Source organism: Mesorhizobium mediterraneum, assembly GCF_002284565.1.
Lineage (GTDB): Bacteria > Pseudomonadota > Alphaproteobacteria > Rhizobiales > Rhizobiaceae > Mesorhizobium > Mesorhizobium mediterraneum.
Genome location: NZ_NPKI01000037.1, coordinates 155,334 through 177,409 on the forward strand (window position 1 = coordinate 155,334; position 22,076 = coordinate 177,409).

Genomic DNA, 22,076 nt, shown 5'->3' on the forward strand with positions numbered 1-22,076 from the left:
ACTCTAGGGGGTAGTGCATGGCTTTGTTCTCAAGGCTCTCCGTGTCGGATTCCGTGCGGCGGACCGTCATCGGCAATAAGGCCGTTTCGACGGAACGCCCTGTCGATATCAGATCGAGCAAGAAAGCTGGACCCGCGCCGGAAGCCGCGCGCGGCGAGAACCGGCGCATTTTGCCCGGCCGGGCCATTCTGCCAAATCGCCTGGCGCTGCTGCTCGGCGCCACGGCCTTGGCAGGGCTCCTTCCCGTTTCGACAGATGTCGTTCATGCGCAAGTCCTCATCAATCAAAATGGAGGCAATGGAGGCAACGGCAGCGGCTATGACGGCGACGGCGGCAATGGCGGCGCGGGCGGCAACGCAGTGCATGTCAACAACACCGACCAGAGCGTGCCTGCGCCGGCTCTGCCCCATGTTAGCGCCTATGATGTCACGGCGGATGGTGGCAATGGCGGCAATGGCGGATACGGCTTTCTGTTGCTCGTAGGCAATGGTGGCGAGGGCGGCAATGGCGGCAACGCCGGAAGCGCCAGTGCCACCAACACCGCCAGCCTGTTCACGGAGGGCAATTTTCATCACGGCATGGTTGCGACGGCCACCGGCGGTCAGGGCGGTGATGGCGGCGGCAGCGGCGGTCTCGTTTTCGCAGATGAAGGTGACGCTGGCCATGGCGGCGCCGGCGGCAACGCCAATGCAACGGCCACAGCCTCGAGCATCATCGAAACGACCGGTGAAAACTCGTTCGGGATCATCGTAGACGCCAGCGGTGGCAATGGCGGCACCGGTGGTAACGCCGTCTCCGCCGGTTATGCAAATGCCGGCGAAGGCGGCAATGGCGGCAGTGCCGGCACCGCGAACGGCAGCAACGCCGGGCAGATCACCACAGGCGGTCGATTTTCATATGGCATGATTGTCCGCTCCGCCGGTGGCCGCGGCGGCGACGGAAATCAATCGTCTTCGATTTTTGTCGGATCCGGCAGCAATGGCGGCTCACCCACCAGCGGCGGCAATGCTTCGGGTGAAAACTCCGGTGAGATAACGACCCATGGCGACTTCGCCTCCGGCCTGGTCGTGCAATCCGTCGGCGGCGCCGGCGGCAGTGGCGGCGGTGCTTTCGGTCTGTTCGGCGGCGGTGGAGCCGGTGCCGATGGCAACAACGGTGGAAACGCCACGGCGACCAATACCAACAGGATCACGACCAACGGCATTGGTGCGATCGGCATGTTGGTGGAATCGATCGGGGGTGGTGGCGGCGACGGCGGTGGCGCAGCCGGCATCGTGTCTGTTGGCGGCATTGGCGCTGGCGGCGGCACTGCGGGAACGGTGACCGCCAATGTCGGCGGTGAGATAATCACCGGCTCCGACGGTAGTGGCGACGGCGCGCATGGCGTGCTCGCCCAGTCTGTCGGCGGTGGCGGCGGCAATGGCGGCTTCGCGCTGTCGGCTGGCCCGATCGCGGCGGTTGCCATCGGCGGCGGCGGCGGCACCGGCGGCAATGGCGGCGTCGTCAACGTCAATCAGGCTGGCGCCGGCGCGACAGTCAGCACGCATGGCAGTTCGGCTATCGGTATCCTCGCTCAATCCATCGGCGGCGGCGGCGGCAATGGCGGCGGCAGCTTCGCCGCCGGCGGCATTGCTTCGGTTTCGATCGGCGGCAGCGGCAGCGCCGCGGGCGACGGCGACGAGGTCAACTACAACGTCGGCAATTCGCATGTCACGACAAGCGGCGCCGATTCGATCGGCATCCTGGTGCAATCGGTCGGCGGCGGCGGCGGCAATGGCGGATTTGCCCTGGGTGGCGCGGACGTCGTTGCGGTCGGCGTGGGTGGCAACGCAGGCGCGGGTGGCATCGGCAAGAAGTCGATATGACGACCGGCGGCACGGTCGAAACCAGCCAGGCACGTTCGGCCGGCATCATCGCGCAGTCGCTTGGCGGCGGCGGCGGCAATGGTGGCTTCGTGGTTGCAGGCAGTCTGGGGGTGAGCGTCGGCGTTGGCGGCAAGGGCAGCGGGGGCGGCGACGGCGGCCAGGTGTTCTTCCGCACCGCTGGCGGCGGCCAATCGATCATCACGCATGGCACCGATTCCGCCGGCCTGATCGTGCAATCGGTCGGCGGCGGCGGCGGCAATGGCGGTTTTGTCGGAACATTCGGCGCTATCGCCAATCTGGGCATCGGCGGCGGCGCCGGCGCGGCAGGCCGGGGCCTGGCGGTCGACGCGACCTATAACGGGTCCGTGGAAACGTGGGAGCAGCGCTCGGCCGGCATCATCGTGCAGTCGATCGGCGGCGGCGGCGGCAATGGCGGCGGCGTCATTGGTGTCGGCCTTGGCCTCACAGTCGGCATCGGCGGCAATGGCGCCGGCGGTGGCGATGCCAATGCTGCGGAATACAGATCCGCGACAACCACGATCACCACTCATCAGGCCGATTCGGCAGGCCTTGTCGTGCAGTCGATCGGCGGCGGCGGCGGCAATGGCGGCTTTTCCTTCAATCTGTCGGCGGGCGCTGCGGTCGGCGTAGGCGGCCAGGGCGGCGCGGCCGGCGAAGCCGGCACGGTCAGGGTCACTGTCGACAGCGGCTCCATCCATACGATCGAGGACCGTTCGACCGGCATTATCGCGCAATCGGTCGGCGGTGGCGGCGGCACTGGCGGCGGCAGTGTCGCCGGCAGCTTTGCCCTCAATGTCAGCATAGCCGGCAAGGGCGCCGGCGGCGGTGGCGGCAAGACGGTCGACGTGACCAATGGCGCCAGGATCGCCACCGAGGGCGTGCAGTCGCATGCGATCTTGGCGCAGTCGGTCGGCGGCGGCGGTGGATCGGGTGGCTTCTCGATCGCCATTGGTGGTCCGTCGCTGGCCATCGGCGGTGCCGGCGCTGCCGGCGGCTCGAGCCAGAAGGTCACAGTTCGCAACACGGGAGAACTTTCCACCGCAGACGACCTCTCGGTCGGCTTGCTGGCGCAGTCGATCGGCGGCGGCGGCGGCGACGGCGGTTTTGCCGGAGCAGGCGGCCTGTTCACCGCGGTTGGTGTCGGCGGCCATGGCGGCGGCGGCGGCAATGGCGGCGAGGTCGAGGTCGTCAACACCAATAGGATCACCACCACAGGCGACCTGTCACACGGCATACTCGCCCAGTCGGTCGGCGGTGGCGGCGGCAATGGCGGCAGCGCCGGTGCGGTGTCCGTCGGCGCCTTTGTCGGCGTCGGCGTGGCGGTCGGCGGCGACGGCGGCGTTGGCAGGGACGCGATGGCGGTCAACGTCACGCATACCGGCGACATCACGGTCAGCGGCGCGGAATCCAAGGCTATTCTGGCACAGGCGATCGGCGGCGGCGGCGGCAATGGCGGCAAAGCGTTCTCCGGCGCGTTCAGTGCCGGTCTCTATGCATCCGCCGCCGTAGCGGTCAGCGTCGGCGGCGGCGGTGGCAATGGCGGCTCGGGCGGCGCTGTCACGCTCAAGGCGGACGGTAACCTCATTTCACTTACCGATGCCACGGGTTCGGGCGGCATCGTGGCGCAATCGATCGGCGGCGGCGGTGGCAATGGTGGCCGCACGACCTCGATTGCGGGTGCCGTCAGCAACGGCGTGGCGGTCAATCTCGGCGTCGGCGTGGGCGGCGGCGGTGGCGGCGGTGGCGAGGGCAGGACGGTCCGGGTCGAGACCGGGCTTGCCGGCGGCGGCAGGATCGAAACCCAAGGCTTCCAGGCCGTCGGCATCATGGCTCAGTCGATCGGCGGCGGCGGCGGCAATGCCGGCGATACGTTCGGTGGCGCGGGCGGCTACGGCAACAATGTGACGGTCAGCGCCACCGTCAATATTGGCGGCGGCGGCGGCAATGGCGATTTCGCCGGTGACGTCCATGTGACCAATGCGATGTCGGTAAAGACCACCGGCGATTCCAGCAGCGCGATCGTTGCGCAGTCGATCGGTGGCGGCGGCGGCAATGGCGGCACCAGCACCGGTGGGTCGGCCAATGTCGGCGGCGGCAGCGGTGTCAATGTCGCGGCGAATTTCGCCATGGGCGGCGGCGGCGGCACCGGCAGCTACGGCAACACGGTCGACGTCATCAATTCGGGCACGCTGACCACGACCGGCGCCTTCTCGTCGGGCATCATCGCCCAGTCGATCGGCGGCGGTGGCGGCATCGGCGGCTCCAGCACCGCCAAGTCCTACAATATCGGCGGCAGCAGCCAGACCAGCGTCAACGTCAACATGGGCCTGGCCGGACATGGCGGCGGCGCCAGCGAAGCCAGGAAGGTGACCGTCAACAATTCCGGCCTCATCACCACGCAAGGCTTCGGCTCGTCCGGCATCATGGCGATGGCGGTCGGCGGCGGTGGTGGCGCAAGCGGCGCGGCTTCGGCATCCGACGAAACCGTCGGCGGCGGTGCCGGCGACGATGGCAAAACGACGGTTTCGATCGGCGTAGCGCTCTCTCTGCCGGGCGGCACGGCCGGCGACGGCGGCGAAGTGTCGGTCACCAACAGCAACTGGATCATCACCGACGGCGCCTTCTCCTATGGCATCAGCGCCAGCTCCATCGGTGGCGGCGGTGGTGTAGGCGGCTCGGCGTCGGCTGGTGCCGAAGCCGAATACGCGATCGGCGGCGCCATAGCCGGCTTCGGCGGCAGCGCCGGCGAAGGCAAGCTCGTCGAGGTCACCAATCAGTCCACCGGCCTGATCTGGACCAGGCAGGAAAATTCCATCGGCATTTTCGCGCAGTCGATCGGCGGTGGCGGCGGCGCCGGCGGCGCCGGCAAGAGCACGGGCAGCGACGGCGGCACCGTGGACGTCAAGTTCTCGATGGGCGGTCTTGGCGCCGGCGGCGGCGATAGTGGTGAGGTCCATGTCACCAACAGCGGTATCGTCCTGACGGACAAGGCCAATTCGCACGGCATCATGGCGCAGTCGATCGGCGGCAGTGGCGGTGTCGGCGGCGCGGCCGGTTCGACATCCGCCGACGCCTCTGTTTCCATTTCGGCGGCTCTTGGCGGCCTTGGCGGCAATGGCGGCATCGGCAAGTTCGTCCATGTCATCAACAATACGACCGGAACCATCATCACCCAGGGCGACAATTCCTATGGCGTCTTCGCGCAGTCGATCGGCGGTGGCGGCGGTGCGGCCGGCAGCGGCTCGACCGAAACCGGCGAGGCCGAGTCGGTGGCGGTCAATTTGTCGATCGGCGGCATCGGCGGCGCAGGCAGTCGCGGCGGCGACGTGACGGTCGACAATCATGGCCTGATCCAGACCACCGGCTATCTGTCGCACGGCATCTTCGCCCAGTCGGTCGGCGGCGGCGGCGGCGCATCAGGCGCCGCGGCCAGCGCCTCGACAGCCGACATGTCGATCGGCGGCGCGGTTTCGCTGCCGAGCGGCGACGGCGCTAATGGCGGCCATGTCATCGTCAACAATGACGGCGTCATCGAAACCACTAAGGACGGCGCGATCGGCATCTTCGCGCAGTCGATCGGGGGCGGCGGCGGCTATGGCGGCACAGTGTCGGCAGACACGGCCGGAGACAACTCGATTGCGCTGCAACTTGGCGGCTTCGGCGGCAATGGCGGCAATGGCGGCGAGGTGGACGTCACCATCTCTGGTGCGATTATCACCCATGGCGAACGCGCGCATGGTGTTGTCGCGCAATCGGTCGGCGGCGGTGGCGGCTATGGTGGCGACGCCAAGGGCAAGAGCTCGAATGCGCTCGCCATTGGCGGGCTCGGCGGCAATGGCGGCGATGGTGGCGACGTCACCGTCATCCGCACCGGCACGATCACGACGACGGGCAAGGATTCGATTGCCATCATCGCGCAATCGGTCGGCGGCGGCGGCGGCTTCGGTGGCGCCGGCTTTGGCCGTTTCGGCGCCGACGACGATGGCGGCGGCCCGAACGCCATCGGCTTCAACACCCCTGGCGGCACCAAGGGCACCGGCGGCAAGGTTACCATCATCCAGGACGGTGAGATCGAGACGGACGGCGACCGCGCCCATGGCATTATCGCGCAGGCTGTCGGCGGCGGCGGTGGCGCTGGTGGCATGGCCTCGCTGGCGATGGGCCAATCGGCTGCCGGCTCGCAAGGCGGCATCGGCGACGCAGCCGCGGCCGAAGCGACGGCGATGAGCCAGGTCTGGGTAAAGGGCGCGAGTTCGTATGCGCTGTTCGGGCAAAGCGCCACCGGCCAAGGCAATTCCGGCGCAGTCGACCTGATCGCGGAGGGCAATTTGTTCGCACAGGGTGCGGATTCGGTCGCAGCCTATGCCGAAAGCACGGCCAGCGGGTTGAAGGGCAATATCAGTCTGGACCTGAAAGGCCAGTATACAATAGGCGGCGGCAGCACTGGCGTGGCAGCCATGCTGGTCGGCGGTCAGAACAATACGCTGAACAACAACAGCCTGACTTATGCGATGGGGCTGACGGGATCCTTTTCTTTCCAGAATGAGGCAGACCTGGCCGAATACCTCCAGGAGCTTGTGGCCGGTGGACCCGTTGCCCCGAAGAAGGCGATCCTGGAATCGCTGCTGGACGATTTCAGCCCGTTGTCGATCACCGGCACCTCGGGCAACGATCTGGTCAACAATCAAAGGACAGCCAGCACGCTTGGCCGCGTTATCGGCAATATCGATCTCGGCGGCGGCATAAACGGTTTCCACAACTTCGCCAATTCCTCGATGGTCGGCCTCAAGACCATCGACCTCGGCGGCGGCACCTTCCTCAACGACGGCCTGATGACCAACAAGGGTATCGCGGTCGTGGAGACAGTTGATGTGACCGGCGGCTTCACCCAAATGGCCACCGGCGATTTCGTCACCGACGTCGATCTCAACGATCAGATCACCGACGCCCTTGCCTTGACCGGCGCCGGCGACTTCAACGGCGAGGCGCCGCTCAACTTCCTGTCGATCGACAAGCTGTTTACCGAATATCTGCTGGCGAAAGGCTCCTCGATGGTCGATTCCGGCATCACGCCGACGACCTTGCATCCGGCGGTCGGCTTCAATTTCCTGACCAGGGTGGACGACGGCACCGATCTCGTTCTCTACGCCGACAATCCGACCTTCCTGGAACTGGCGCAGGATCCCAACTCCGGCACCAACGACCCGGGCGTGTTCGAGATGGCGCAGTATCTCGACGATGTCGAGGCGTCGTCGAGCCCGGACAATCCGATGGCGCGGCTGATCAATATGCTGCGGTTCCTGCCGGATGAGGCGTCACTCGGCGCAGCGCTGACGCGACTGACGCCGCATTACGCGGTGCATGCGTTCGAGATGGTCAACCGCTCGGCCGACATCATGCTGGAAACGGCGCGCGAATGCACCGGCGTTCCCGCATACAGCAATCCCGACGGGCGCTGCGTCTGGGGCGTGATCAGCCCGCAGGCCGACTACAGCCGGGACGCCGGGGCGGGAACGACCAGCCGCGACGATGTGTTGAAGACGATGTCGTTCGGCGCCATTGGCGAGGTCAACCAGAACTGGTCGCTGGGCGGCACGATCGGGCGGACAGAGTTCGATTCCGAGATCCATTTCAACCAGGATCTGCTGTCGACCACCCAGGGTGAATCCTGGCAGGCCTACGCGTTGGCGAAATACGAGAACAAGAACTATTTCGTCGACTTCGCCGTTGGCGGCGGCACCGGCATGTTCGACGGCCAACGCGACACGCATGTCGACCAGGTCGGCTATATTCCCGGCGAAACGCTCGAAGGCGTCTATCTGCCGGAACTGCTGCTCGAGGGCATCGGCAACAGCGTCACCTATACGCAAAGGACCGCCCAGTTCGGCGGCTCGGCACGGTTCGGCGTGACCCAGCAGATGGGCGCGTTCTACCTGCAGCCGACCTTGCAATTCGATGCACGCTGGCTTCGCGTCTCCGGCAAGGAAGAGGGTTCGGTTGCCGCCTTCAATTTCGACGACAGTTCCAACACCTATTATTCCGCGACGCCAGGCCTCGAGCTCGGCACCGACATCGCGCTTAGCGACATCGCCAGCCTTCGCGTCTACGGAAAGGCAGGCGTGGAGTTCTCGAACAAGAAGTGGGAGATCGACGGCCAATTCGCGGCCGCGGAAGATCTACCCGGCAATCCGGCGCTGCACTTGACACAGGAGGTCGATTCGCCGCTCTATCGCGTCGGTGCCGGCCTCGAACTCAATGGCGTGAACGGCGTCGGCATGGCCGTCAGGTACAATGGCGCCTTCGGGGAAACAGTAAAACAGAACGCGGTCAGCGCGTCCCTCAAGGTCAGCTTCTAGCTGGCTTGAGGTGGAGGGCAAGAGGGGGTCTTCATGAGAAAGCGGGCGTATTTCGCGGCTGTGCTGGGCATCGCCTTCATCGCCGGCCTGCCGGCGGCAATGGCATTGGCCCAGACCAAGACCGACAAAGCCGTGCCGGCCGACGTGGCCAAGCCGCCGCAACTGCCCGGTGGCGCGTCGGCCCTGTCCGAGACGCATGGCGACTGGACGGTCAATTGCCAGATCATTGGCAAAACCAAGGCATGCAGCCTGTCGCATCAGCAGTTCAACAAGCAGAACGGCCAGCGCCTTCTGGCGATAGAATTGGCGACCAAGGCCGCAGAGCAAGCCGACGGCACCTTGGCGCTGCCGTTCGGGCTGGCCCTGGCCAAGGGCATCAATCTCGAAGTTGACGACAAGAAGCTGGAGGGCATCCTGCAGTTCAGCACCTGTCAGGCCGTCGGTTGCCTGGTTCCCGTGACATTCGACGCGAAAATCACGCCGCTGCTCAAGGCCGCCACCATTTTGAAGATCAACGCGGTCGCGGTCGATACGGGCCAGCCGATCAGCTTTCCCATCTCGTTGGCCGGCTTCAGCGGCGCGCTTGCCCGAACCGCGGAACTCTCGGCAGACTGAGCGTTGTCCACCCGGATTGTATTCAGTCAACTTCTCGCAAGCGGTATCCGACGCCGGTTTCGGTGGTGATGTAGCGCGGCTGGTCGGGCGTTTTCTCGATCTTCTGCCGGAGCTGCCGCACATAAACCCTGAGATACTGCACGTCGGTCGAATCGCCCCAGACCTGGTTCAGCAGAAACCGGTGGGTAAGAACCCTGCCGGCGTGCTGGACGAGGATGCGGAGGATGTCATATTCCTTCGGCGAGAGCTTTATCTCCCTGCCCTCGACGGTGACGATCCGTTTCACCAGATCGACCGTGAGATCGCCAGTGTGGAAAACAGGCTTCTCGCCCTGCTGCTGTAATTTGTGGCGAAGCGCCACGCGAATGCGCGCGACAAGCTCGTTCATGCCGAACGGCTTGGTGACATAGTCGTCGGCGCCCAGTTCAAGTGCCGAGACGATGCCGGCCTCATCGGTGCGGCTGGAGAGGATGACCACGGGGACGTCAAGGCCATCATCTCGCCATTTGCTCAGCAATTCGTGGCCGCCCATGCCGGGCAGGCCGAGATCGAGCAGGATCAAGTCCGGTTTTTCCGTCTCCATGAGCTCGATCGCCGCCTTGGCGTTCGGCGCCTCGCTGATCGCATAGCCCTGGCTGCCAAGGCCGACGCGAAGCAGCTTGCGGATCGGCGGTTCGTCATCGACGACCAATATCCTGACGTCCAGATTCGTCATGCCAAATCATCCAGATCGGGGCCGCCCACATTTTGGTCATCGCCGTTGGGGTCGTCCACGGCGGGCAATTCCGTCGGCACCGGCATTCTGATGGTGAAAACCGCACCCGAGCGGTCGGTCCTGCTGGCCGCCGAAATTGTCCCGCCCATCGCTTCGATGAAGCCGCGGCAGATCGACAGCCCGAGCCCGGTGCCGGCACGGACCTGATCGCCCTTGCGCACCCGGTAGAATGTGTCGAAAACGCGTTGCAGATCGGCCGGCGGAATGCCCGGCCCCTCGTCCATGATCTGCAGGATGACGAAGCCATTGTCGAGCCAGCCCTGCAAGCGGATCGTCGAACCAGGCGGCGCATATTTTGCGGCATTGTCGAGGAGGTTGAACAGCACCTGCTCGAACAGGACGGGGTCAAGCCTCAGCATCGGCAGGTCAGCGGGAATGTCTATGTCGGTCTTGTGTTCGCCGATGATTTTCCTGGCTCGGTACAGCGCGGAGCCGACAATATCGCCGACATAGTGGAACGCGTAGTTCGGCTCCATCGCTCCGGATTCGATCTTGGTCATGTCGAGCAGATTGGCGATGAAGCGGTTTAGCCTTTCCGATTCGTCGAGCACGGTCGAAAGCAGGTCCGCACGGTCCTGTTCGGGAAGTGCCGGCGCGAATTCCCTTAGCGTGCCGGCCGCGCCCATGATGGCGGCAAGCGGTGTTTTCAAATCATGGGAAATGGAGGTGAGCAGCGCAGAGCGCAGCCTGTCCGCCTCGGCGGCGAGCTTGGCCCGGTCGACGTCGGCGACAAGCTGGATGCGCTCGATGGCGACCGCCGCCTGGTCGGCGAGCGCATCGAGCAGGCGCTGCTGCTCGGGCGTCAGCAGCGGGCCTTGCTTGTCGTTGTCGAGGCCGACGACACCGACGGCGGTGCGCCCCGTCCGCAGCGGGAGATAGAGGCGTTTTGCCCCTGGCAGCGTGTCGGCGCCGCGTCCCGCGGCGCGGTTGTGTTCCCAGGCCCAACGGGCGGCCGCGATGTCGGCCTCGGCCAGCGTGTCGTCGGGCGGATAGCCGGCCTTGACGGTGATCGAGCCGTTTTCGGGCAGAAGCAGCACGACCCGCAGCTTCAGCATGGAGGCGATCTGGAAGGCAGTCGCCCAAAGCACGTCATCGAGCGTGGCAGTTCCCGCTAACTTCTTTGAGAACAGATAAAGGTCCTCGGTGGTGCGAGCGCGAGACTGTGCCGCCACGGCCTGGCGCTGCACTCGTGCCGTCAAATTGCTGGCGATGATCGCGACGCAGAAGAGGAAGCCGAGCGCGACGACACTTTCCGTGTCGCTGATGTTGAAGGTGTAAAGCGGGTCGAGAAAGAAGAAATTGAAGGCCAAGGTGCTGAGAACAGAAGCGAATATCGCAGGCCACAGACCCGCGGTGACCGCAGATACCAGCACCGCCATGAGGAAGACTAGGGCGATGTTTCGCACGTCGAGCACACGCGACAAGAGCAGCCCGAAAAGTAGCCCCGCGACGACGTAGCCGGTAACGATCAAATAGGGCTTGATGTCGAAACGCGCCGGGTGGGCCGGGGTGATACCGCGCGACGGCTGCGCTTGTGCCTGGACGTCGCCGGAGACGACATGGACACTGATCTTTCCCGCGTCGCGTATCAAATCATAGGTGACGGCGCCGTCAAACAATTGCCGCCAGCGCGGCTTGCGCGGCTTGCCAGTGATGATGTGGGTGACGTTGTTCGCGGCCGCGTAGCGCAGAATGTCGGCGGCGACGTCCTGGCCGGGTATGGTGACGGCAGCGCCGCCCAATTGTTCGGCAAGGCGAAGCGTCGATGCTAGCCTGTCGCGATCCTGCTCGGACAGGCCCGTCGAACGCGGCGTCTCGACGTAGAGCGCGAGCCATGGTGCGCGCAGCCGCTCGGCCTGGCGGCGAGCATAGCGCACAAGGGACGCGCTGCGCGGATCCTCGTCGACCCAGACCAGGACACGTTCGCTGGCCGCCCAGGGCCCCGGTATCGCGTGGGCCTGCATGTGGATCAGCAACTGCTCGTCGACGCGCTGGGCGGTGCGGCGGAGCGCCAGTTCCCGAAGCGCCGTCAGATTGCCCGGCGAGAAATAGTTCTCGATGGCGCGCTGGGCGGTGCTGGGGATATAGACCTTGCCTTCCTCGAGCCGCTTGATCAGGTCGTCGGGAGTGAGATCGATGATCTCGATGTCGTCAGCCTGGTCTATGATAGAGTCTGGGACCGTCTCGCGTACCCTGACGCGGGTGATCTGCGCCACGACATCGTTCAGGCTTTCGACATGCTGGATGTTGAGCGTCGTATAGACGTCGATGCCGTGCGTCAGGATTTCCTGAACGTCGAGATAGCGCTTGGGATGGCGGCTGCCCTGCGCGTTGGTATGGGCAAGCTCATCGACGAGGACCAGCGCTGGACGCCGGGCAAGGATGGCATCGAGGTCCATCTCCTCGAGGATGCGCCCCTTGTAGTCGACCTGACGACGGGGAATCAGCTCATAGCCGTCGACCAGCGCCTGGGTTTCTTTGCGGCCGTGCGTTTCGACGACGCCGATCACCACGTCGACCCCGTCGGCCAATCTTGCACGGCCCGACATCAGCATTTCATAGGTCTTGCCGACACCGGGCGCTGCGCCCAGGAATATTCGCAGGCGACCGCGCGCCTCCCGCTCCGCATGATCAAGCAGCGCGTCGGGTGAGGGTCTGGTTTCGTTGCGGCTGTCGTCCGGCATCAGAATCGATCATGAATGGCGCCGGGGATGGTGTCGATCCCCGGCCCACCATTCATTGCTTGGTGGCCTCGTCCAGTGCCAGATTGAGCGTCAGCACATTGACCACCGGCTCTCCCATGAAACCGAGCTCGCGGTTCTCGACATGGCTGTCGACGAGGGATTTGATCCCGGCTTCATCCATCCCCCTGGCCTTGGCTACCCTGGCGACCTGGAAATAGGCGGCTTCTGGGCTGATATGCGGATCGAGGCCGCTGCCTGAAGTCGTGATCAGATCCATCGGTACCGGCTGGTCCGGATTTTCTGCCTTCAGCCTGTCGGCGTCGCCCTTGATGCGGTCGATCAGCTTGGGATTGGTCGGACCGAGATTCGAACCGCTCGAAGCGCTGGCATTGTAGCCGTCGCCGGCGGCCGATAGGCGACCGTGGAAATAGCGGTCGCTGGCAAAAGCCTGGCCGATCAGTTCGGAACCGATGACCTTGCCGTCTTTCTCTATCAGACTGCCATTGGCCTGGCGCGGGAACACAGCTTGAGCAATGCCGGTCATGCCGATCGGATAGACCAGGCCGGTTAGCACGGTGAAGAAGACAATCATGACGATCGCGGGTCTGATTTGCTTGAGCATGGACGTAATTCCTTATGCGAGGCCAAGCGCGGTGATGGCCATGTCGATCGCCTTGATGCCGACGAACGGGACGATGATGCCGCCGAGGCCGTAGACAAGAAGGTTGCGGCTGAGCAGCGCGCCGGCGCCGATCGCGCGATATTTGACGCCTCTCAGCGATAGCGGGATCAGCGCGATGATGATCAGCGCGTTGAAGATGATGGCCGAGAGAATGGCGCTCTGCGGCGTTGCCAGATGCATGATGTTGAGCGCCTGTAGCGGGCCTGATGTCTGCCCCGGCGCGACGTAGAAGACGGCGAATATGGCCGGGATGATGGCAAAATACTTGGCCACATCATTGGCGATGGAGAAGGTGGTCAGCGATCCGCGCGTCATTAGCAGCGCCTTGCCGATTTCCACGATCTCGATCAGCTTGGTCGGATCGCTGTCGAGATCGACCATGTTGCCGGCTTCGCGTGCGGCGACCGTGCCGGTGTTCATGGCGACGCCGACATCGGCCTGCGCAAGGGCGGGCGCATCATTGGTGCCGTCGCCGCACATGGCGACCAACTTGCCCTTAGCCTGTTCGTCGCGGATCAGCTTCAGCTTGTCCTCGGGCGTCGCCTGGGCAAGGAAGTCGTCGACGCCGGCTTCCGCCGCGATCGCCGCCGCCGTCATCGGATTGTCGCCGGTGATCATCACCGTGCGGATGCCCATCTTGCGCAGCTCGGCGAACCGTTCCCTGATGCCGCCCTTGACGATGTCCTTGAGATGGACGACGCCGAGCAGGCGGCCGTCGCGCTCGACCGCCAGCGGCGTGCCGCCGGATTTGGCGATGTCGTCGGCGATTGCCTGCAGGTCGCGGACGGTGTCGCTGCTGGGGCGCGTGGCATGGGTGGCGACGGTCGACTGATTGACATGGGCGAGCACGGAATCGACCGCGCCCTTGCGAACCGATGAACCATCGATGTCGACGCCGCTCATGCGGGTTTGTGCGGTGAAGGGCACGAAAGTGGCATGCAGTGTTGCCATGTCGCGGGCGCGGATGGCGTATTTCTCCTTGGCCAGCACGACGATGGAGCGGCCTTCCGGCGTCTCGTCAGCGAGCGAAGCGAGCTGCGCCGCGTCGGCCAATTCCTGCTCGGTGACGCCTTTGACCGGACGAAATTCCGTCGCCTGGCGATTGCCGAGTGTGATCGTGCCGGTCTTGTCGAGCAGCAGTGTGTCGATATCGCCCGCCGCCTCGACGGCGCGGCCCGACATGGCCAATACATTGAACCGCACCAGGCGATCCATTCCGGCGATGCCGATCGCCGAAAGCAGCGCGCCGATCGTCGTCGGGATCAAGGTCACGAACAGGGCGACGAGCACGGTCACCGAGATGTAGCCGCCCGAATAGGAGGCGAAACTCGGGATCGTCGCCGCCGCCAGCACGAAGATCAGCGTCATGCCGACGAGCAGGATGTTGAGCGCGATCTCGTTGGGCGTCTTCTGGCGCTCGGCGCCTTCGACGAGCGAGATCATGCGATCAAGGAACGTATGGCCGGAGGCCGCGGTGATGCGCACGCGGATCCAGTCGGACAACACCTGAGTGCCGCCGGTCACCGCGGAACGGTCGCCGCCGGATTCTCGAATGACCGGGGCGGATTCGCCGGTGATCGCCGCCTCGTTGACCGAAGCGACGCCTTCGATCACCTCGCCGTCCGACGGAATGATGTCTCCGGCCTCGACGAACACCGCGTCGCCGACCTTCAGGCTGGTGCCGGGCACCAGCTTGAATTTGGTGCGGTCGTCGCCGGTCAACAGCTTGGCCTGAGTCTCGGTGCGCGCCTTGCGCAGCGAATCGGCCTGCGCCTTGCCTCGGCCTTCGGCGACCGCTTCGGCGAAGTTGGCGAAAAGCACGGTGAACCACAGCCAGATGATGATCTGCAGGGAGAAGCCGAGATCGCCGCCGCCGGTGACGAGATCCTTGACGAACAGGACTGACGTGAGCGCCGAGACGACAGCGACGACGAACATCACCGGGTTCCGCATCAAGGTGCGCGGGTTCAGCTTCCTGAAGGCGCCGCCGATGGCGGGCAACAGGATACGAGCATCCATGATAACAGCGGATTTGGACTGGCTCATTTGGTGGCTCCAGTGTCGAAGTTGTTGGATGGCACCGACCGATCGGATGCCGAAAGCAGATGCGGAAGCCCGTAAGCCAGCAACCAGATCACGATCATGACTGCCGCGATGCCAAGGAAGGTGGACATGGTCGGGAAAGGAGGAGGGGTTGCCTCCCCCTTCCGATCGGCGCGATGCCGGATCTTGCGACGAATAGTTTCGAACCAGGACATGACATTGATCCAAGGTGGGGATCCAGGTGGGGCGGTTTCAGAATGTCTGCCCGTGGATGCCAGCCAGGTGCTCGACGATCGGTCCGACCGCCAGCGCCGGGAAAAACGTGAGGCCGCCGACGATCAGGATGACGCCGACCAGCAGCCCGACGAATAGCGGCCCGTCGGTCGGGAAGGTGCCGGCTGAGGCAGGGGCCGTCTTCTTGGCGACCAGCGAACCGGCGATTGCCAGAGCCGGGATGATGACCAGGAAGCGGCCCATCAGCATGCCGATGCCGAGCGTGATGTTGTACCAAGGGGTGTTGCCGGTCAGGCCGCCAAAGGCCGAGCCGTTGTTGGCGGCAGCCGAGGTGTAGGCATAGAGGACCTCGGAGAAACCGTGCGGGCCGGCATTGGCGATGGAAGCGACGCCTGTCGGCAGCACCACCGCAATGGCGGTGAAGATCAGCATCGCCAGCGGCAGGCAGAGAATGGCCAGCATTGCCATCTTGATCTCCTTGGCCTCGATTTTCTTGCCGAGATATTCGGGCGTGCGTCCGACCATCAGCCCGGCAACGAAGACAGCGATCACGATGTACATCAGGATGCCGTAGAGACCGGCGCCGACGCCGCCGACAATGACCTCGCCGAGTTGCATGTTGATGATCGGGATCATGCCGCCAAGCGCGGTGAAGCTGTCATGCATGGCGTTAACGGCGCCGCAGGACGCGGCCGTGGTGATGACCGCAAACAGCGCCGATAAAGCGATGCCGAAACGTGTTTCCTTGCCTTCCATGTTGCCGCCGTCGATACCGAGCGCATGCACCAGCGGATTGCCTGCGGCTTCCGCCCAGTAGCAGACGGCGACGCCAGCGATGAACAGGACGCCCATCGCGGTCAAGATCGCCCAGCCCTGGCGCTGGTTGCCGACCATGCGGCCGAAGACGTTGGTCAGCGCCGCGCCGATGGCGAAGATCGTCACCATCTGGATCAGGTTCGAGATCGCATCGGGATTTTCGAAGGGATGCGCGGCATTGGCGTTGAAGAAGCCGCCGCCATTGGTGCCGAGCATCTTGATGGCGATCTGTGAGGCGACAGGCCCGACTGCGATCGTTTGCTGCGCGCCTTCCAGCGTCGTTGCGTTGACATAGGCGCCGAGCGTCTGCGGCATGCCGAGATAGACATAGATCAGCGTCAGCACGATGCAGAGCGGCAACAGCAGGTAAAGGGTGGACCGGGTCATATCGACCCAGAAATTGCCGATCGATTTGCCGGAAGCCTTGGCGAAGCCGCGGATCAGCGCGATCGCGATGGCGATACCGGTCGCCGCTGACAGGAAATTCTGCACGGTGAGGCCGGCCATCTGCACGAGATAGGACATCGTGCTTTCGCCGCCGTAGTTCTGCCAGTTGGTATTGGTCATGAAGCTGGCGGCGGTGTTGAAGGCGAGCCCGGGTTCGACGGCGGTCATGCCAGCCGGGTTATAGGGCAGGCTGCCCTGCAGCCGTTGCAGGAAGTAAAGCACCAGGAAGCCGGCCAGGTTGAAGAACAGCAGGGCCGCCGCATAGGAGGTCCAGTGCTGCTCCTCGCGCTCGCTGGTTCCCGAGATGCGATAAAGGCTCCGTTCGAGCGGCCCCAAAATCGGCGACAGGAATGTGCGTTCGCCGCTGAAAACGCTATACATGTAGCCGCCGAGCGGCTTCACGAGCAAAATGACGATCCCGCAATAAACGAGGATCTGTATCCATCCGTTGAGAGTCATTGAAATAGCTTTCCGTGCCTGGCCAGTTGCTGTCAGAAGCGTTCTGGCCGAACGAGGGCGTAGGTGAGATAGGCGAGCAGGAACAAAGTCACGCCGCCACCGAGGATGTAGTCGAGAAGCATGTTGCGATCCTCCCGCTTAAAGACTGTCGCAGGCTTTGATGTAGGCAAAAGAAAGGGCGAAGAACAAAACCCCTATCCCGAGAACGACGATGTCCATCGTGCATGTTCCTTATTTTCGTTTGTTTTCGCGTCTCCTGCAGGCGGCAGGCCGAAATCATGCGGAAACGTCCCGCCACAACGGCAGAATGACCGAGATGTGTATTTCCGGTAGAATATGGCTCGAAACACCATAAAGGTTCGAGACGTGGCGAGCGGGAAAGAAATAAAAATCCTATAGGGATTTTGCTGTCGCGATCTCAACAGAGGCACGGCGTTTGAAAACAAGATGGCCCGGACAGGCCGTGCGCCGGCGCGAGACGCTGCTGAAAATCAATGATCGCGCATGTAGATCACAGCATAGTCGTCCGTATATGCCCGCTTCCAGCCCAGCTCGTCGAAGAACGGAATGCGGCTGTCGTCCGCCGTCAGCAAGGCCCAGTCTATCGCATACTTATCGAGCTGGGCTTGGAGGACAGGCTTTCCGCCGCTGCGCCCCATTTGCTCATCTGCTTTCGCGAAGCCATTCAGAAAGAGCTGGTCTGTGCGGCCATCGATGAACGTCTTGATGCCATGGAAAATCAACGTGCCGCCGAAATCGTAGGAGTTCAGCAGATTGGCTGATAAATTGCGGGTCTGGGCGAATGCGAGCGCATTCTTGGCCGAGGTCTTCTGGCTCGGCGCGACCGGATAGGTGGCAATGAAGGCCGCCGATGCCAAAACCAGCAAGACGGCAATTCCACCCCAGACTTGGCGGAACCGCCGCACGAAAAATTGTTCAAGCCCGTCGCGCTTTTCCTCCGCCCATTTCCGGGCCGAAAGTGCTGGATATTGCTGCGCAACCTCCACGGCGAGGACGATCGGGACAAGCAGAAAGAACAGGTAAATGAAACGTATGTGGGTGAGATAGATATGCAAGGTGAAGACAAGGAACAACGCCTTGGCCCAGCCGATCTGCAGTCTCGAAACCAGCAGCCCGAAAAAGACCGTTAGCAGGGCCATCTCCTGGAAACCATGCTCAGAAGCGTTGAACGGCCGCCACTCCATGATGTAGGGAACCGCTTCATTGCCATGGGCCACCGTGAATGTGGCGAGTATGGCCTTGACGCCATAGGGATTGAGCAGGCTGACCAGCGGACATAGCAGCCCGAAGGCGACCCATTTGGCAAGGAGCGCGGGGTTGGACAGGCGTATGCGCATGAGGAGATCGAGGCCGGCAAAAGCCGCGATGACGAAGCCGAAGGTGAACGTCGCGTGGAGGTTGGCCCACAGGCAAAGCAGCGGCAGCAGCCATAGAGGCGGGGCCTGCTCGTTGCGCGCGGCGTCGAAAAGATACGCGGTCCAGACGACGATGATGGGCAAGGTGAAGATGTGCGGCCGCGCGATATAGACGGGGTCGATCAGGAGCGCCAGAACGATCGTTAGTCCCGCCGCCAGTGTCGGCTTCAGCCAGACGCTGAGATGCCACGACATCAAGAAGACCGTCAGGACGACCATGGCGATCGTCAGCAGCGCCACACCGCTCCAGTCAGCTGCGTCATAGGCAAGCGCTAGAAGAACCTGCCCGAGCCATTCCTTGGCGATCCATGGATGGCCGGCAAAGGTGTAGGAATAGGTATCGATCGTCGGGAATGCGCGGCTTGCCAGGATATCCTGCCCGACCTTGATATGCCACCAACTGTCGGGGTCCTGGAGCAACGAAGCGGCGAGGGCAAGGAGCGCAGCCGCCATGACACCCGCGGCGACCAGGCAAAACACCAGCCTTGCGCGCCGGGCGTCGTCTATCAACGGCGGTGCTTCACGGGAAGCCTGTATCTGGAGCATAGAATATCCCTGAGCTGCTTGCTGCCGAGCATCTTTATTGATGGTCAGACGGCAGGTTTGATCGCATGCACGAAATACTGGGCTCCAAGGGGAACCGTGGCGAGGAAGCGCTCGAACGGCCGCAATCTTGCGAATAGGCGCGGGAAAAAAATCCGGTAGACGATATCGGCCCTGGAGAAGCCCGCCGCGGCCACTCGCGCACGCATGTCGCGGCCGTTGATCAGAACCGCGTTCTCGTCGAAAGCACAGCTTCGCACTGCGTGCGTCGTCAGCGGATTCAAGGGATTGTGCTCGAACAGAAAGAAGCTGCCGCCACTGGCCAGCACTCTCTCGATCTCCTTGATCAGGCCGACATGGAGGTTTTCAGGGATGTGATGGAACACGCAGGCGGCGAAGGCGAGATCGAAACTCGCGTCCTCATATGGGATCGTTTCGCCGTCGAAGTGCCTGAAATGAGCCTGGCCGGGAAAGCGCTTGTGGGCGATGTCGAGCGACTGCGAGGACGGGTCGAGCAAGGTGATTTCGCTGTCGGGAAAGGCGGCGCGCATGGGTCCCAGCGAGTTTCCGACGCCCGCGCCGAAGTCGAGTATCCGCCGCGGCTTCACGCCCGAGCGGGCGAGCCTTGCCGCGACGTCATCGATTTTGTACTGCGCAAAGAAATCCGGCGTCTCGCCGCTCAGCCGGATGCTTGCGGCATGCTGCTGCTGATATTCCTGCGCGAATTGGTCAAATTCTGCCTGAAGCACGCGCGGCTCCCTTCGTCAGCTCCCCGGCCATCTCCTGCAGGCGATGGACGGGCAGCTTCTCGGAGGCGGGATCGTGGGCGGCAATCTCGTTTACCAGGTAGAGGGGCCGTCGCTTGGTCTCCATATACATGCGCCCGAGATACTCGCCGAAAATCCCGAGGACCAGAAGCTGAACGCTGCCGAGAATCAGGACGATCGCAGCCAGGCTGGTCCACCCCGGCAACACGCTGCCGACGAACCACGAGAACAGTGTGTAGCCGAGAGCGGCAAGCCCGAGAAAACCGAAGATCATGCCGAGATGCGAGGCAAACCGCAGGGGTACGGTGGAGAAACTCGTCATCGCATCAATCGCCAGCAACACCATCTTCCTCAGGGGATAGTGCGTGGCGCCGGCGAAGCGCTGGTGCCGTTCATAGGGAAAGGCCACCTGTTTCAAGCCGATCCAGCTCACCATGCCGCGAATGAAGCGGTAGCGCTCGGGCATCGCATTGAGATGATCGAGCGCACGGCGGCTCATCAGGCGAAAGTCCCCGGAATCGAGCGCCATGTCGACATCGACCATCTTGCGCAGCAGGCGGTAGAACACGGCCGCGGTCGTGCGCTTGAACCAGCCTTCGCCTTGCCGCTTCAGCCGCTGGCCATAGACGACGTCGAATCCCTCATCCATCTTTGCCATCATGGCTTCGAGCAATTCCGGCGGGTCCTGAAGGTCGGCGTCGAGAATGAGAATGCGCTGGCCGCGACAAAACTCCAGGCCGGCGCTGAGCGCAATCTGGTGGCCGTAGTTGCGGGCAAGATCCAATCCGACGACGTGGCTGTCCTGTCTGGCGAGATCGAAAATGGCCTCTCGGGTACCGTCGGTTGCTCCATCGACGACCAAGATGATCTCGTAAGAATGCCCCGCTTGTTCACGGCAAGCGGCTGTCACGCGCCGGTAAAGCTCGGCGATTCCGTCGATTTCGTTGTAGCACGGCACGACAACAGACAGCGCGATAGCGCGTCGCGTGGCGATTCTCTCTGTTTGCGCCAAAAGCCCAGCTCCCGTTACTAGAACGGGAATAGGCCGAATTTGTTAGAAAACCGATAAACCGCTCAGGCCGGCCCGCGACGTCAGACAAACGACGCGTGACGGACACATGCGACGGGGATACGGAGAGGGCGGACGCTCCGCCAAATCGGCCGTTCAGCCTTCGGCCTTGAAGTTCTTGGCTTCCTTCTCGACCTTGGCGCTGTCCTTGCCGTGCTTGCGCATCAGATCCTTCGCTTGGTTGGGAGAAACGTCGGTGGTCTCGGCCAGGCGCAGGGCCTCCTTGTCGTCCGGCTCGCGTTTCTTCCGGTCGGCCATTGCGGTCTTCTTGTCAGCCATCACAACGCCTTTATGCTCTCGGCGATTTCGTTCAGCACCTTGCGGTCGGTGCCGTGGCGCTTGATCAGCGTGCGTGCCTGGTCGGGAGTGATGCCGGCTTCCTCGGCGAGATGCCTCACCTCATAGTCTTCGTCGCCGGCTACTTGTGAGCGATCGCGGTTGTCGGTCTTGGTCTTGTCGTCGGCCATGGCAGTTCTCCTCGTTTCGACCTAGGGCATAACGACGGAGATTTCGTGAGGTTCCTTAGTGCCGGCCTTCGCGCACGAACACATCGGCTTCCTTGGCGGCGGCCGCGAATGCCCGCCGCGCACTGCCAACCGCCCGCCGCTGCTCCATCGCATCCATCATGGCTTTCAAGGCCGCGCGATATTTCGGCCCGCGCTTTTCGTCTGGCCACTTGTCGACCAGAAGCGAGGCTGCCTGGACCGTCCTCGTCACAGCGAGGGGGCGGCCGATCCGTTCGCTCTCGATCGTCACGGGAATGTCGAATTGTTCGTCACGCATCACCGCCACTCCTTGACTCCGAAGACAGCAACGGCGCAGCGGGGTTATACGTTCCGATGACGAATGGCGTGATCCATCCCGATCACAATTCATGGTTACTGAGTGGCTTACGTCGCCGGTAGTTCAGACAGTGCACAAGCTAGGGGCGGCATGCACTAGCGGGACCGATGGTCGAACACGACCCCCATGGTCCTACCAATTGCGGTCATGACGACAAGCTCGACCAGATGGTCGTCGCTGTCCTCACAAGCTGGGTCTGCTCGGCGGATGGCATCTATTGCGGCTCTGGTCGATATGGTGTCGCCGGCGCGGAATTTTGAAAGCGCAGATGAAACAAGTTCCTGGACGGTCAAGTCAACGGCAGGCGCTCTCGAAACGATGTTCATTGGCCTCCTCCGCCCCTCTCCCATGAGAATATTACGCCGAATGGCAGTTTTCGCCAGCGAAATAGTGGTCAGACCAGAGGCCAATCGGGCCGGGG

At 63.4% G+C, this 22,076-nt stretch carries 17 protein-coding genes; 3 read left to right on the top strand and 14 right to left on the bottom strand.

Annotated features, from left to right (window positions below; translation table 11 throughout):
- Positions 1 to 17: 17 nt before the first annotated feature.
- From CIT25_RS37750 to CIT25_RS27935, 3 genes are read left to right on the top strand one after another with little or no spacing between them, the layout of a single operon-like run.
- Positions 18 to 1,865 (top strand): hypothetical protein, encoded by a 1,848-nt coding sequence (locus CIT25_RS37750; protein ID WP_101954544.1) that lies wholly within the window; start codon positions 18 to 20, stop codon positions 1,863 to 1,865.
- Positions 1,862 to 8,242: an autotransporter outer membrane beta-barrel domain-containing protein gene (locus CIT25_RS38195; RefSeq protein WP_101954546.1), complete on the top strand. Its 6,381-nt coding sequence runs from the start codon at positions 1,862 to 1,864 to the stop codon at positions 8,240 to 8,242. The genes CIT25_RS37750 and CIT25_RS38195 overlap by 4 nt, the downstream gene beginning before the upstream one ends.
- 33 nt (positions 8,243 to 8,275) lie before the next feature.
- A complete protein-coding gene (locus CIT25_RS27935; protein WP_095488433.1) occupies positions 8,276 to 8,857 on the top strand; it encodes an invasion associated locus B family protein in 582 nt (193 codons plus the stop codon).
- 22 nt (positions 8,858 to 8,879) lie between these two features.
- On the opposite strand, the gene CIT25_RS27940 is transcribed toward CIT25_RS27935, so the two are convergent.
- The 14 genes from CIT25_RS27940 to CIT25_RS28005 form a co-directional block, all read right to left on the bottom strand.
- Complete coding sequence (locus tag CIT25_RS27940) at positions 8,880 to 9,572, bottom strand: response regulator transcription factor (protein WP_095488435.1); 693 nt, start codon at positions 9,570 to 9,572, stop codon at positions 8,880 to 8,882.
- A complete protein-coding gene (locus tag CIT25_RS27945; protein ID WP_095488437.1) occupies positions 9,569 to 12,316 on the bottom strand; it encodes a sensor histidine kinase in 2,748 nt (915 codons plus the stop codon). Before CIT25_RS27945 ends, CIT25_RS27940 begins: the two co-directional genes overlap by 4 nt.
- A gap of 52 nt (positions 12,317 to 12,368) precedes the next feature.
- The gene (gene kdpC, locus CIT25_RS27950) at positions 12,369 to 12,938 is read right to left on the bottom strand and encodes a potassium-transporting ATPase subunit KdpC (protein WP_095488439.1); all 570 of its coding nucleotides are present in this window, start codon (positions 12,936 to 12,938) and stop codon (positions 12,369 to 12,371) included.
- 12 nt (positions 12,939 to 12,950) lie between these two features.
- A complete protein-coding gene (gene kdpB, locus CIT25_RS27955; RefSeq protein WP_095488441.1) occupies positions 12,951 to 15,044 on the bottom strand; it encodes a potassium-transporting ATPase subunit KdpB in 2,094 nt (697 codons plus the stop codon).
- Positions 15,041 to 15,256, bottom strand: coding sequence for a hypothetical protein (locus tag CIT25_RS27960; protein ID WP_095488443.1), 216 nt, complete (start codon positions 15,254 to 15,256; stop codon positions 15,041 to 15,043). The genes kdpB and CIT25_RS27960 overlap by 4 nt, the downstream gene beginning before the upstream one ends.
- A gap of 37 nt (positions 15,257 to 15,293) precedes the next feature.
- The gene (gene kdpA, locus CIT25_RS27965; RefSeq protein ID WP_095488445.1) at positions 15,294 to 16,997 is read right to left on the bottom strand and encodes a potassium-transporting ATPase subunit KdpA; all 1,704 of its coding nucleotides are present in this window, start codon (positions 16,995 to 16,997) and stop codon (positions 15,294 to 15,296) included.
- A gap of 32 nt (positions 16,998 to 17,029) precedes the next feature.
- Positions 17,030 to 17,119, bottom strand: coding sequence for a K(+)-transporting ATPase subunit F (gene kdpF, locus CIT25_RS27970; RefSeq protein ID WP_032918612.1), 90 nt, complete (start codon positions 17,117 to 17,119; stop codon positions 17,030 to 17,032).
- A 369-nt stretch (positions 17,120 to 17,488) separates the two neighbouring features.
- Positions 17,489 to 18,979 carry a hypothetical protein gene (locus CIT25_RS27975; RefSeq protein WP_095488447.1) on the bottom strand — a complete coding sequence of 497 codons (1,491 nt, stop codon included), beginning with the start codon at positions 18,977 to 18,979 and terminating at the stop codon, positions 17,489 to 17,491.
- Between the two features lie 44 nt (positions 18,980 to 19,023).
- The gene (locus CIT25_RS27980; RefSeq protein ID WP_095488449.1) at positions 19,024 to 19,725 is read right to left on the bottom strand and encodes a class I SAM-dependent methyltransferase; all 702 of its coding nucleotides are present in this window, start codon (positions 19,723 to 19,725) and stop codon (positions 19,024 to 19,026) included.
- A complete protein-coding gene (locus CIT25_RS27985) occupies positions 19,706 to 20,755 on the bottom strand; it encodes a glycosyltransferase family 2 protein (RefSeq protein WP_095488450.1) in 1,050 nt (349 codons plus the stop codon). Before CIT25_RS27985 ends, CIT25_RS27980 begins: the two co-directional genes overlap by 20 nt.
- A 153-nt stretch (positions 20,756 to 20,908) precedes the next feature.
- On the bottom strand, positions 20,909 to 21,091 hold the full coding sequence (locus tag CIT25_RS27990) for a hypothetical protein (protein ID WP_164546994.1): 183 nt from the start codon (positions 21,089 to 21,091) through the stop codon (positions 20,909 to 20,911).
- Entirely contained in the window at positions 21,091 to 21,279 is a 189-nt protein-coding gene (locus tag CIT25_RS27995) for a DUF3606 domain-containing protein (RefSeq protein ID WP_095488451.1), read from the bottom strand. The genes CIT25_RS27990 and CIT25_RS27995 overlap by 1 nt, the downstream gene beginning before the upstream one ends.
- Before the next feature lie 55 nt (positions 21,280 to 21,334).
- A complete protein-coding gene (locus CIT25_RS28000; protein ID WP_158302661.1) occupies positions 21,335 to 21,595 on the bottom strand; it encodes a DUF982 domain-containing protein in 261 nt (86 codons plus the stop codon).
- Positions 21,596 to 21,750: 155 nt separating this feature from the next.
- The gene (locus tag CIT25_RS28005) at positions 21,751 to 21,981 is read right to left on the bottom strand and encodes a hypothetical protein (protein ID WP_095488453.1); all 231 of its coding nucleotides are present in this window, start codon (positions 21,979 to 21,981) and stop codon (positions 21,751 to 21,753) included.
- Between the last annotated feature and the right edge of the window lie 95 nt (positions 21,982 to 22,076).

What these genes read in the sequence shown, in the direction of transcription:
- CIT25_RS37750 (WP_101954544.1), top strand. Translation starts at nt 18, where the DNA reads ATGGCTTTGTTCTCAAGGCTCTCCGTGTCGGATTCCGTGCGGCGGACC.
- CIT25_RS38195 (WP_101954546.1), top strand. Translation starts at nt 1,862, where the DNA reads ATGACGACCGGCGGCACGGTCGAAACCAGCCAGGCACGTTCGGCCGGC.
- CIT25_RS27935 (WP_095488433.1), top strand. Translation starts at nt 8,276, where the DNA reads ATGAGAAAGCGGGCGTATTTCGCGGCTGTGCTGGGCATCGCCTTCATC.
- CIT25_RS27940 (WP_095488435.1), bottom strand. Translation starts at nt 9,572, where the DNA reads ATGACGAATCTGGACGTCAGGATATTGGTCGTCGATGACGAACCGCCG.
- CIT25_RS27945 (WP_095488437.1), bottom strand. Translation starts at nt 12,316, where the DNA reads ATGCCGGACGACAGCCGCAACGAAACCAGACCCTCACCCGACGCGCTG.
- kdpC (WP_095488439.1), bottom strand. Translation starts at nt 12,938, where the DNA reads ATGCTCAAGCAAATCAGACCCGCGATCGTCATGATTGTCTTCTTCACC.
- kdpB (WP_095488441.1), bottom strand. Translation starts at nt 15,044, where the DNA reads ATGAGCCAGTCCAAATCCGCTGTTATCATGGATGCTCGTATCCTGTTG.
- CIT25_RS27960 (WP_095488443.1), bottom strand. Translation starts at nt 15,256, where the DNA reads ATGTCCTGGTTCGAAACTATTCGTCGCAAGATCCGGCATCGCGCCGAT.
- kdpA (WP_095488445.1), bottom strand. Translation starts at nt 16,997, where the DNA reads ATGACTCTCAACGGATGGATACAGATCCTCGTTTATTGCGGGATCGTC.
- kdpF (WP_032918612.1), bottom strand. Translation starts at nt 17,119, where the DNA reads ATGCTTCTCGACTACATCCTCGGTGGCGGCGTGACTTTGTTCCTGCTC.
- CIT25_RS27975 (WP_095488447.1), bottom strand. Translation starts at nt 18,979, where the DNA reads ATGCTCCAGATACAGGCTTCCCGTGAAGCACCGCCGTTGATAGACGAC.
- CIT25_RS27990 (WP_164546994.1), bottom strand. Translation starts at nt 21,091, where the DNA reads ATGGCTGACAAGAAGACCGCAATGGCCGACCGGAAGAAACGCGAGCCG.
- CIT25_RS27995 (WP_095488451.1), bottom strand. Translation starts at nt 21,279, where the DNA reads ATGGCCGACGACAAGACCAAGACCGACAACCGCGATCGCTCACAAGTA.
- CIT25_RS28000 (WP_158302661.1), bottom strand. Translation starts at nt 21,595, where the DNA reads ATGCGTGACGAACAATTCGACATTCCCGTGACGATCGAGAGCGAACGG.
- CIT25_RS28005 (WP_095488453.1), bottom strand. Translation starts at nt 21,981, where the DNA reads ATGAACATCGTTTCGAGAGCGCCTGCCGTTGACTTGACCGTCCAGGAA.